The organism is Streptomyces adustus (genome assembly GCF_009377175.1).
GTDB lineage: Bacteria > Actinomycetota > Actinomycetes > Streptomycetales > Streptomycetaceae > Streptomyces > Streptomyces adustus.
The window spans coordinates 18,104-29,759 of record NZ_VJZD01000103.1 but is presented as its reverse complement, the minus strand read 5'-3'; the positions used below and the strand labels follow the sequence as shown (position 1 = coordinate 29,759).

The window sequence follows — 11,656 nt, the reverse complement described above, 5'->3', positions numbered from 1 at the left end:
CGCCGAGGGAGCCGGGCGCGCCGGGCATCCCGGGGGGCCCGGGGTCGGCCGCGGCCGGGGAGGTCGCGGACGCCGGGGCCGGCCGCTCCGGTTGCCCGGTGGGCGGTGGTGGCGCGGAGCGGGCGGACGCCTGGGCCTGCGGCGCGGTGCTGGCCGCCGCCGACAGCGCCTCGGCGAGTCCGCCGAGCTCCACGTGCACGACCAGCACCGGCTTCGAGGGGACGGCCGCCGCGGCCGACCGCAGTGCCTCGGCCAGCGTCGCGTCCCCGACCGACTCCTCGCCTACCGCCGGTATCGCGGTCACCACGACCGCGTCGCACGTCTCGTCCGCCAGCGCCCGCGACAGCGCCTCCCGGAAGTCGTCCGCCGTGGCCCCCGTCGTCAGGTCGACCGGCGGCTGCGGCCGCAACCCCTCGGCGAGGCAGGCGTCGTACGTCAGCACGCCCAGCGACTCGGAGTTGCCGAGGATCGCCACCCGCGGCCCGGCCGGGAGCGGCTGGCGGGCGAGCAGCAGCCCGGCGTCGACCAGTTCGGTGATGGTGTCGACGCGGATGACCCCGGCCTGCCGCAGCAGCGCGGACACGGTCGCGTGCGGCAGCCGGGTCGCCCGTACGGCGTGCCCCTGCGGGACGTGGCCCGCGCCCTGCACGACGACGAGCGGCTTCGCCGCGGCCGTCCGCCGGGCCAGGCGGGTGAACTTGCGCGGGTTGCCGATGGACTCCAGGTACATCAGGGCGACATCGGTGTCCGGGTCGTCGTACCAGTACTGGAGGACGTCGTTGCCGGAGACGTCCGCCCGGTTGCCGGACGACACGAAGGTGGACACGCCCGTGACACCGGTGACGCCGCCGCCGCGCCGGTGCAGCCGGGACAGCAGGGCGATGCCGATGGCGCCGGACTGCGCGAACAGACCGATGCGCCCGGGGCGGGGCATCTGCGGGGCCAGCGAGGCGTTCAGCCGTACGTCCGGGGAGGTGTTGATGATCCCGAAGGCGTTCGGGCCGATGAGGCGCATCCCGTACACGCGTGCGTGGCGTACGAGTTCGCGCTGGCGCTCGCGTCCCTCGGGGCCGCTCTCCGCGTATCCGGAGGAGACCACGACGAGACCCTGGACGCCGTGCTCGCCGCACTCGGTGACGACGTCGGGCACGCGCTCGGTGGGTACGGCGACGACCGCGACGTCGACGGGCCCGTCGATGTCGCGCACCGAGCGGTGGGCGGGCACGCCGTCGATCTCGGTCTGTCCCTCGGGGAGGGCCCGGTTCACGGCGTACAAGCGTCCGGTGAAGCCCGCCTCCTTGAGGTTGCCGAGGACGCTGCGGCCGACGCCGCCCGGGGCGCGGCCGACGCCGACGACGGCGACGGAACCCGGGGCGAGCAGCCGGCGCACCGACCGCGCCTCGGCGCGCTGCTCCCGCGCGCGCTGCACGGCCAGCGAGCGCTCCGTCGGTTCGAGGTCGAACTCCAGGCGTACGACCCCGTCCTCGAAGCTGCGCTTCTGGGTGTAGCCGGCATCCGTGAACACCTTGATCATCTTGGTGTTCGCGGGCAGCACCTCGGCGGCGAAGCGGCGGATGCCCCGCTCGCGCGCGACGGCCGCGATGTGTTCCAGGAGCGCGGAGGCGACCCCCCTGCCCTGGTGCGCGTCCTGGACCAGGAAGGCGACCTCGGCCTCGTCGGCGGGCGCGGAGGCGGGCGCACCGTGCGCGCCGATGCGGTCGTAGCGCACGGTGGCGATGAACTCGCCCCCGATCACGGCCGCGAGCCCCACCCGGTCGACGAAGTCGTGGTGCGTGAAGCGGCGGACGTCCTTGGCGGACAGGCGCGGGTACCGCGCGAAGAAGCGGTAGTACTTCGACTCGTCCGAGACCTGCTCGTAGAAGCTGACCAGACGATCGGCGTCGTCGACGGTGATGGGCCGGACGCGGGCGGTGCCGCCGTCGCGCAGCACCACGTCCGCCTCCCAGTGGGCGGGGTACTCGTGCCGGTCCTGCGGGTCCGCCGAGGTCTGCATGGGGCCCAGAGTACGGCTCGCGTACGACAACGGCGCGAGGCAGTCTGTGGGGGACGGACGTCGGGTCGAGGCCGCGGCCGGCACCCCGGGGCGGGAACCGGACCGCTCCCGGCACCCGTCCCGGCATGTAACACTGGTCTAGACAACCCTGAGACACTGAAGGGCAGCATCACATGGCTGAGCGCCGCGTCAACGTCGGCTGGGCCGAGGGCCTTCACGCCCGTCCCGCCTCCATCTTCGTCCGGGCCGCCACGGCCACTGGCGTCCCGGTCACGATCGCCAAGGCCGACGGCAACCCCGTCAACGCGGCCTCCATGCTGGCCGTCCTCGGCCTCGGCGCCGAGGGTGGCGAGGAGATCGTCCTCGCCTCCGACGCCGAGGGTGCGGACGCCGCCCTCGACCGTCTGGCCAAGCTGGTCACCGAGGGGCTCGAAGAGCTTCCCGAGACCGTCTGACCCTCGCCCGCGGCGCACCGCGGAGCATTGGGGCGCAGCACACCGCACGGTGAACAGCGGAGCCGCGTCGGCCTTTCCGGCCGACGCGGCTCCGCTGTTTTCACACGACGTTCTGGAATTCTGCGAGCACACGAAGAACGTGCGACGGAGAATTCCCGGCACACGCGAGCAAGGGCAACGGAAATACGCCTCCGCCGAATACCTCTTCTTTGTATACGGCGCTTCTGTTAATTCCGTGGACCCGTCACGTTTACGGGATGTTGCGAAGTCCTCACACGGTCGGCGCGCTCCCCGGCGCCGGAGAACCGCAGCCGGTGCGCGAGGCTCGCGCGCTCGGCGTGCAGCGCCGTGGCCGCCCGCGCGCGCTCGCCGTCGCCGCGCGCCACCGCGTCCACGATCGCGCCGTGCTCGGCCCAGGACTCCACGGGGTCGGCGGGCGCCTCCGTCGCGTACATCCACGCGATCTTGTGCCGCAGCTGGGTGAGCGTGGCGGTCAGCGCCTGGCTGCCGGAGGCCTGGGCGAGCGTCTCGTGGAACCATCCGCCCAGGGAGCGCAGATCCTCGCTGTTGCCCCGCCTGGCCCGCTCCTGGCCGAGCCGGACCAGCCCGCGCAGCACCTTGAGATGGGCCTCGGTGCGCCGCTGGGCGGCCCGGGAGGCGCCCAGCGGCTCCAGGAGCATGCGCATCTCCAGCAGGTCGGCGGCCTCCTGCTCGGTCGGTTCCGCCACGCACGCGCCCGCGTGCCGACGGGTCACCACGAAACCCTCCGCCTCCAGCGTGCGCAGGGCCTCCCGGACGGGGACGCGTGAGACGCCGTAGCGCCGGGCGAGGAGTTCCTCGGTGAGCCGGCTGCCACGCTCGTAGACACCGGCGACGATGTCGTCCCGGATCGCCGTGCACACCGAGTGCGCCGGAATACGCATGACCGACCTCCGCCTTAATCCCCGTGAAACGGCGCCTCGCCGATTGACATGTGTTCAGCGACTCTATTGCAATCGGACGTAATTTCCGACGGGCGGCCGGAATCCAGGGATATTTTTTGGACAGAACGGTGCCGGAAACACCGAAAGCCCCGGCTCGGGGAGCCGGGGCTTCGGTATGTCGCGCGGTCGTCGCCGGACGTCCGCACCAAGGGCAGGCGTCAGACGTTCACACCGTGGCTGCGGAGGTAGGCGACCGGGTCGATGTCCGAGCCGTACTCGGCGGTCGTACGGGCCTCGAAGTGCAGGTGCGCCCCGGTGACGTTGCCTGTCGCGCCGGAGAGGGCGATCTGCTGGCCGGTGACGACCCGCTGGCCCACCGAGACACCGAAGGACGACAGGTGGCCGTACTGGGTGTACGTGCCGTCGTCCATCTTGATGACGATCTGGTTGCCGTAGGCCCCGCCCCAGCCGGCCTCCACCACGGTGCCGTAGCCGACCGCGTGGACCGGGGTGCCGGTGGAGGCGTGGAAGTCGATGCCGGTGTGGCTGCCGGAGGACCACAGCGAGCTGCTCGCAAGGTAGCCCGTGGAGACGTAGGAGCCGGTGATCGGCGAAACGAACGTGTTGAGACGCTTGCGCTCGGCCTCGCGGGCGGCGCGCTCCTCGGCCTTGCGGGCCGCCGCGGCCCGCGCCGCGGCCTTCGCGTGGGCGATCTCCTCGGCCAGCTGCTCGGCGGCCGCCTGCTGCTGGGCGGCGGCCTGGGCGTCGACCTGCTCGGCGGCCTGGTCGCCGAGGGTGACGACCGGGGTGAGGCCCGTCTGCTCGACGGAGTTCTCGGCGGCGAGCGCGGGGGCCGCGAGGGCGCCGACGACGCCGGTGGTGGCGAGAGCCGCGACACCGGCCGCGTGCGCACTGGTGCGCTTCATCCGGCTGGGACGACGGTGCTTGCCGGAAACGCCCGTGAACGCCATGTAGAGGCTGATCCTTTCCTTCCCTCTCGCCTACCGGGTTAGCTGACGGGTTCGGAGCAGGAAGGTCTCCTACGGGCCCCCTCGCGATACGCGCGGGCGTCCGATTCACCCCAGGGACATGGGTCCCCGGCTCCCCTGGCTCGCGCCGTACGGGGACTCGGCGATGACTGTCCGCTGCCGCGGATGCGGCGCACTGCCCGACGAACAGTCCAAGTGACCGTACGGGCGCGGTCTTTCGATCATCAAACGGAACGCGGTATTTGTTGCGCACGCCACAGGGCAGACGGGGCACCTCTCCCATAATTCGGACATCCCGGAACGGGCAGGGACCCCGGCGACCGACATGTCACCGGGGCCCCTGCCGCGCGCGTGCCCTACTCGGCGGACACGACGGTGACCTCTCCGATGCCGAGCGCCTCGACCGGCTCCTTGATCTGTGCCGCGTCGCCCACGAGGATCGTCACCAGACGGTCCACCGGGAAGGCGCTCACGGCCGCGGCGGTGGCCTCCACCGTGCCGGTCGCGGCGAGCTGCCGGTAGAGCGTCGCCTGGTAGTCGTCGGGCAGGTGCTGCTCGACCTGGTCGGCCAGCGTGGCCGCCACGGCCGCCGCGGTCTCGTACTTCAGCGGCGCCACCCCGACGAGGTTCTGCACGGCGACGTCGCGCTCCGCGTCGGTCAGCCCCTCCCCGGCGAGCGTGCGCAGCACGGTCCACAGGTCCGCCAGGGCGGGACCGGTGTTCGGGGTGTCCACGGAGCCGCTGATGGCGAGCATCGCGGCGCCCGTGCCGTCCGGCGCCGACCGCAGGACCTGGCCGAACGCGCGCACGCCGTAGGTGTAGCCCTTCTCCTCCCGCAGGACGCGGTCCAGCCGGGAGGTGAGGGTGCCGCCGAGGCAGTACGTGCCGAGCACCTGCGCGGGCCAGACCCGGTCGTGCCGGTCGGCACCGGTGCGGCCGATCAGCAGCTGCGTCTGGACCGCGCCGGGGCGGTCCACGATGACGACGCGGCCGGTGTCGTCGGCGCTCACCGGCGGCACCGGGCGGGGCTCGGCCGAGGAGCCCTTCCAGGCACCCAGGGTGTCGCCGAGCAGCTCGTCCAGGTCGATGCCCGCGAGGTCGCCGACGATCACGGCGGTGGCCGTGGCGGGGCGGACGTGCCGGTCGTAGAAGGCGCGTACGGCCGCGGAGTCGATCTTCGTGACCGTCTCCTCGGTGCCCTGGCGGGGGCGCGACATGCGCGAGGCCGCCGGGAACAGCTCCTTGGAGAGCTCCTTGGCCGCGCGGCGTGCGGGGTTGGCCAGCTCGTGCGGGATCTCGTCGAGCCGGTTGCGCACCAGCCGCTCGACCTCGTTGTCCGCGAAGGCGGGCGCGCGCAGGGCGTCGGCGAGCAGGCCGAGCGCCTTCGCCAGGCGCGAGACCGGCACTTCGAGGCTCAGCCGTACGCCGGGGTGGTCGGCGTGCGCGTCCAGCGTGGCGCCGCAGCGCTCCAGCTCGGCGGCGAACTCCTCCGCGGAGAGCTTGTCGGTGCCCTCCGAGAAGGCCCGCGCCATGATCGTGGCCACGCCGTCGAGACCGGCCGGCTCGGCCTCCAGCGGCGCGTCGAGGAGCACCTCGACGGCGACGACCTGCTGGCCGGGGCGGTGGCAGCTCAGCAGCGTCAGGCCGTTGTCCAGGGTGCCGCGCTCCGGCGCCGGGAACGCCCAGGGCCTGGCCTCGCCCGGCCGGGGCTGGGGATGGAACTGCATCGTGGCGAGCTCGGTCACTGGGCCGCCTCCTCGGTCTCGTCGGTGGCTTCCACGGTCGCCGCGGACTCCGGGTCTTCGGTGCGCTCCGCGGCCTCGGCCTCGTCCAGCGCCTCGGGGGCGGTCGGCTCGTACACGAGCACCGCGCGGTTGTCGGGGCGCAGGCGGGCCCTGGCGGCCTCCCGGACCTCCTCGGCCGTCACTTCCAGCACCCGCCCGACGGCGGTGAGGGCGAGCTGCGGGTCGCCGAACAGGACGGCGTAGCGGCACAGTTCGTCGGCGCGGCCCGCGACCGTGCCGAGCCGGTCCAGCCACTCGCGCTCCAACTGGGCCTGGGCGCGCTCCATCTCCTCGTCCGTGGGGCCCTCCTCGGCGAACCGGGCGAGCTCCTCGTCGATGGCGGCCTCGATGACCGGCACCTCGACGTCGCCGGAGGTCTTCACGTCCAGCCAGCCCAGGGAGGGCGCCCCCGCCAGCCGCAGCAGGCCGAAGCCGGCCGCCACCGCCGTACGGTCGCGCCGTACCAGCCGGTTGTAGAGGCGGGAGGACTCGCCGCCGCCCAGGACGGTCAGCGCCAGGTCGGCGGCGTCGCACGCGCGCGTGCCGTCGTGCGGCAGCCGGTAGGCGGCCATCAGGGCGCGCGCCGGGACCTCCTCCCGGACGACCTCGCGCAGCTGACCGCCGATGACCTCGGGCAGCGAGCCGTCGCGCGGGGCGGGCTTGCCGTCGTGGGAGGCGATGGACCCGAAGTACTTCTCGATCCAGGCGAGCGTCTGCGCCGGGTCGATGTCGCCGACCACGGACAGGACGGCGTTGTTCGGCGCGTAGTACGTCCGGAAGAACGCCCGCGCGTCCTCCAGGGTGGCCGCGTCCAGGTCGGCCATCGAGCCGATGGGCGTGTGGTGGTAGGGGTGGCCCTCCGGGTACGCGAGGGCGGTCAGCTTCTCGAACGCGGTGCCGTAGGGCACGTTGTCGTAGCGCTGGCGGCGCTCGTTCTTGACGACGTCGCGCTGGTTCTCCATGGAGTCGTCGTCGAGGGCGGCGAGCAGGGAGCCCATGCGGTCGGCCTCCAGCCAGAGGGCGAGCTCCAGCTGGTGGGTGGGCATGGTCTCGAAGTAGTTGGTGCGCTCGAAGCTGGTGGTGCCGTTGAGCGAGCCGCCCGCACCCTGCACCAGCTCGAAGTGGCCGTTGCCCTTGACCTGTCCGGACCCCTGGAACATCAGGTGCTCGAAGAGGTGAGCCAGGCCTGTACGTCCCTTGACTTCGTGGCGGGAGCCGACGTCGTACCAGAGGCACACCGCCGCGACCGGGGTCAGATGGTCCTCGGAGAGCACCACGCGAAGGCCGTTGGCCAAGCGGTGCTCGGTCGCTGTCAGGCCCCCGGAGCCTGCCTCGGCTGTGGCCGTGTGACCCATGGGCATGTACGTCCCTTCGATCGCCGACGCGGTCGTCCCGACCGCGCGTTTCGTGCCTGTCCTGCCACTGTATGCAAGCGGGCGGACCATGGGCGAAGTTCCCGCCGGACGTACGCCGAGAGCGAGATCGCGTAGCCTGCGGGCAGTCGTGGAGGCAGGCGCCGCTCCACACCGGGCCGGGCGGACGACGCCGGGGCCCCGCCCGCACTGTCAGTAGCGCGGTCCACAATGGTCCGCGTCAGAACCCGTTCACGCGTCAGCAAGGAGCCGGCAGCGATGGCCCGCCGCAGCACGAAGACCCCGCCGCCCGACGACTCGTACGAGGAGCGGATCCTCGACATCGACGTCGTCGACGAGATGCAGGGCTCCTTCCTCGAGTACGCGTACTCGGTCATCTACTCCCGCGCGCTGCCGGACGCCCGCGACGGCCTCAAGCCGGTGCACCGCCGCATCGTGTACCAGATGAACGAGATGGGCCTGCGCCCCGACCGCGGCTATGTGAAGTGCGCGCGTGTCGTCGGCGAGGTCATGGGCAAGCTCCACCCGCACGGCGACGCGTCGATCTACGACGCCCTGGTGCGCATGGCCCAGCCGTTCTCCATGCGCGTGCCGCTCGTCGACGGGCACGGCAACTTCGGTTCGCTGGGCAACGACGACCCGCCGGCCGCCATGCGGTACACCGAGTGCAAGGCCGCCGACGCCGCGAGCCTGATGACGGAGTCGATCGACGAGGACACCGTCGACTTCGCCCCCAACTACGACGGTCAGGAGCAGGAGCCGGCCACGCTGCCCGCGGCCTTCCCGAACCTCCTGGTGAACGGCTCGTCGGGCATCGCGGTCGGCATGGCCACGAACATGCCGCCGCACAACCTCGGCGAGGTCATCGCGGCCGCCCGCCACCTCATCCGCTATCCGGCCGCGGACCTGGACGCCCTGATGCGGTTCGTCCCGGGCCCGGACCTGCCCACCGGCGGCCGGATCGTCGGCCTCGGCGGCATCAGGGACGCGTACGAGAACGGCCGCGGCACCTTCAAGATCCGCGCCACGGTCGCGGTGGAGACCGTCACGGCCCGCCGCAAGGGCCTGATCGTCACCGAGCTGCCCTTCACGGTCGGCCCGGAGAAGGTGATCGCCAAGATCAAGGACCTGGTCGGCTCGAAGAAGATCCAGGGCATCGCCGACGTCAAGGACCTCACCGACCGCGCGCACGGCCTGCGCCTGGTCATCGAGATCAAGAACGGCTTCGTGCCGGAGGCGGTCCTGGAGCAGCTCTACAAGCTCACGCCGATGGAGGAGTCCTTCGGCATCAACAACGTCGCGCTGGTCGACGGCCAGCCGCTCACGCTGGGCCTGAAGGAGCTCCTGGAGGTCTACCTCGACCACCGGTTCGAGGTCGTCCGGCGCCGCTCGGAGTTCCGGCGCACCAAGCGGCGCGACCGGCTGCACCTGGTGGAGGGCCTGCTGACGGCGCTCGTCGACATCGACGAGGTCATCCGGCTGATCCGCTCCAGCGACAACTCCGCACAGGCGAAGGAGCGCCTGATGGAGCGCTTCGCGCTGTCGGAGATCCAGACGCAGTACATCCTGGACACCCCGCTGCGCCGACTGACCCGCTTCGACCGGATCGAGCTGGAGTCGGAGCAGGACCGGCTCAACACGGAGATCGCCGAGCTGACCCGCATCCTGGAGTCGGACGCGGAGCTGCGCAAGCTGGTCTCGGCCGAACTGGCCGCGGTGGCGAAGAAGTTCGGCACCGAGCGTCGTACGGTACTGCTGGAGTCCGCGGGCGCCCCCGCCGCCGCCGTGCCGCTCCAGGTCGCGGACGACCCGTGCCGGGTGCTGCTGTCGTCGACCGGCCTGCTGGCCCGTACGGCGAACGCGGAGCCCTTCCCGGCGGACCCCGACGCCCACCGCACCAAGCACGACGTGATCGTCTCGGCGGTGCCCGCCACCGCGCGCGGCGAGATCGGTGCCGTGACCTCCTCGGGCCGCCTGCTGCGGATCAACGTCGTCGACCTGCCGCAGCTCCCGGACACCGCGTCCGCGCCGAACCTGTCGGGCGGCGTCCCGCTCGCGGAGTTCGTCTCCCTCGACGACGACGAGACGCTGATCGGTCTGACCACGCTGGACGAGTCGTCGCCGGGCCTGGCCATCGGCACCGAACAGGGCGTGGTCAAGCGGGTGGTCCCGGACTATCCCACCAACAAGGACGAGTTGGAGGTCATCGCCCTCAAGGAGGGTGACCGGATCGTCGGCGCGGTGGAACTGCGCACCGGCGAGGAGGACCTGGTCTTCATCACGGACGACGCGCAGCTGCTGCGCTACCAGGCGTCGCAGGTGCGCCCGCAGGGCCGTCCGGCGGGCGGCATGGCGGGCATCAAGCTCACCGAGGGCGCGAAGGTGATCTCGTTCACCGTGGTGGACCCGGCCGTGGACGCGGTCGTCTTCACCGTCGCCGGCTCACGCGGCACCCTGGACGACTCCGTGCAGACGACCGCCAAGATGACCCCGTTCGACCAGTACCCGCGCAAGGGCCGCGCCACCGGCGGTGTCCGCTGCCAGCGGTTCCTGAAGGGCGAGGACTGCCTGTCCCTGGCCTGGGCGGGTCCCGTCCCGGCGCGGGCGGCGCAGAAGAACGGCACCCCGGCCGAGCTCCCGGAGATCGACCCGCGCCGCGACGGCTCGGGCGTGTCGCTGCCGAAGACGGTGGGCGTGGTGGCGGGTCCCTTCTAGAACTCCCCTTCTAGGGCTCGACCTCGTCGTCGTAGTCGTCGCCCTGGACGTACCGCAGGACGCCCCACATGCCGTGCTCGTCGGCGTGTGGGGCGTCGCTCGTGCACGCCTCCAACTCCTTGCGCAGGGCGGGCGCGTCGATGCCGGAGCCGATGAGCACGAGCTGGGTGAGCCGCGCCTCGCCCGGCCCCCAGGGCTCCGGATAGAAACGCAGGAACCGCCCGACGGCGTGCACGCGGTACCGGTTCCCGGTGTCGTACGGCCCGAAGTCGACGTACCCCTTGATCCGGTAGAGCCCCTCGGGCCTGCTGTCGAGGAAGGTCATGAGCCTGCGGGGGTCGAGGGGCTGCTCGCAGGCGAAGGACAGGCTGTCGTACGCGGTGTGCAGATGCCCCTCGTGCGCGCCCTCGCCCTCGCCGTCGTGCGGGTCGTGCAGGTCGTCGAAGGACAGCTGCCCGATGCGCTCCTCGCCGGGGCGGCAGTCGAACAGGTACTCGGGATCGATACGGCCGTAGGTGGCCGGTACGACGGCGGCGCCCCGGTCGGCGAGCGAACGGACCAGGCCGAGCACCCGCCCGCCGTCCACCGACCGGTCGAGTTTGTTGACCACGACGAGATCGGCGAGGGCGAGATGCCGGTCGATCTCGGGGTGCCGCGCGCGCGTGTCGTCGAACTCGGCGGCATCCACGACCTCGACGAGTCCGCCGTAGACGATCCCGGGATGCTCGCTGGCGAGCAGCATCCGCACGAGTTCCTGGGGCTCGGCGAGCCCGCTGGCCTCGATGACGACGACGTCGATGCCGGCGGACGGCTGCGCCAGCCGGTCGAGGAAGACGTCCAGCTCACTGCTGTCGACGGCGCAGCACAGACATCCGTTGCCGAGGGAGACGGTGGAGTCCCCGAGCGCCCCGGCCACCGCCATCGCGTCGATCTCGATGGCCCCGAAGTCGTTGACGATCGCCCCGATCCGGCTGCCGCCGCTGCGGTGGAGCAGATGGTTGAGCAGGGTCGTCTTGCCCGAGCCGAGGAATCCGGCGAGCACGATCACCGGAATCTGCTGCGGCCCCGGGGCCGGGCTCGGCTGGCTCAACGTACGACCTCTCTCACACCGACGCGCACACCGGCTCACGACCGGCGCACCTACGTGGAACGTATTGCCGCCCCAGGATACGAGCCGGAAGAATCCCCGCTGAGTGAACGATTGTTAGCAGCATCGGCGGGGCAGACGTTGGGCATGGCGTCGAAGTGTGCGACCCTCGCTTCCTTCCGTGCGCCTCCTCTCCGCCTCCCCGCCGATCAGAGCCGCTCGGCACCCTGGAGGCGGCACGCGCCGCCCATCGCTCGCCGGTCCCCACCCGTCGACCCACACTCCGACGACCGGCGGACGGTCGCTTGAATCGGGG

General features: G+C 72.1%; 8 protein-coding genes and 1 riboswitch. Of the genes, 2 read left to right on the top strand and 6 right to left on the bottom strand.

Features of this window, described 5'->3' with window-relative positions:
• Positions 1-2,014, bottom strand: a 2,014-nt coding sequence (locus FNH09_RS24120; protein WP_238427046.1) for a GNAT family N-acetyltransferase, incomplete at its 3' end; no start/stop codon positions are given.
• 173 nt (positions 2,015-2,187) lie between these two features.
• Between FNH09_RS24120 and FNH09_RS24110 the strand changes: the two genes are divergently transcribed.
• The gene (locus FNH09_RS24110) at positions 2,188-2,469 is read left to right on the top strand and encodes an HPr family phosphocarrier protein (RefSeq protein ID WP_152891428.1); all 282 of its coding nucleotides are present in this window, start codon (positions 2,188-2,190) and stop codon (positions 2,467-2,469) included.
• A gap of 227 nt (positions 2,470-2,696) precedes the next feature.
• Here FNH09_RS24110 and FNH09_RS24105 read toward each other — a convergent pair whose 3' ends face one another.
• The 4 genes from FNH09_RS24105 to FNH09_RS24090 form a co-directional block, all read right to left on the bottom strand.
• Positions 2,697-3,392, bottom strand: a complete 696-nt coding sequence (locus FNH09_RS24105; RefSeq protein ID WP_152891427.1) for a GntR family transcriptional regulator — start codon at positions 3,390-3,392, stop codon at positions 2,697-2,699.
• A gap of 218 nt (positions 3,393-3,610) precedes the next feature.
• On the bottom strand, positions 3,611-4,363 hold the full coding sequence (locus FNH09_RS24100; protein ID WP_152891425.1) for a M23 family metallopeptidase: 753 nt from the start codon (positions 4,361-4,363) through the stop codon (positions 3,611-3,613).
• A 12-nt stretch (positions 4,364-4,375) separates the two neighbouring features.
• Positions 4,376-4,536, bottom strand: a riboswitch (cyclic di-AMP (ydaO/yuaA leader).
• A gap of 201 nt (positions 4,537-4,737) precedes the next feature.
• Entirely contained in the window at positions 4,738-6,126 is a 1,389-nt protein-coding gene (locus tag FNH09_RS24095; RefSeq protein ID WP_162469010.1) for an insulinase family protein, read from the bottom strand.
• Positions 6,123-7,526 (bottom strand): M16 family metallopeptidase, encoded by a 1,404-nt coding sequence (locus tag FNH09_RS24090; protein ID WP_152891423.1) that lies wholly within the window; start codon positions 7,524-7,526, stop codon positions 6,123-6,125. The genes FNH09_RS24095 and FNH09_RS24090 overlap by 4 nt, the downstream gene beginning before the upstream one ends.
• 270 nt (positions 7,527-7,796) lie before the next feature.
• On the opposite strand from FNH09_RS24090, the gene FNH09_RS24085 reads away from it, so the two are divergent.
• Positions 7,797-10,253 (top strand): DNA gyrase/topoisomerase IV subunit A, encoded by a 2,457-nt coding sequence (locus FNH09_RS24085; RefSeq protein WP_152891421.1) that lies wholly within the window; start codon positions 7,797-7,799, stop codon positions 10,251-10,253.
• Positions 10,254-10,263: 10 nt separating this feature from the next.
• Here the strand turns inward: FNH09_RS24085 and FNH09_RS24080 are convergent, their stop codons facing one another.
• Positions 10,264-11,343 (bottom strand): CobW family GTP-binding protein, encoded by a 1,080-nt coding sequence (locus tag FNH09_RS24080; RefSeq protein ID WP_152891419.1) that lies wholly within the window; start codon positions 11,341-11,343, stop codon positions 10,264-10,266.
• Positions 11,344-11,656: the final 313 nt, after the last annotated feature.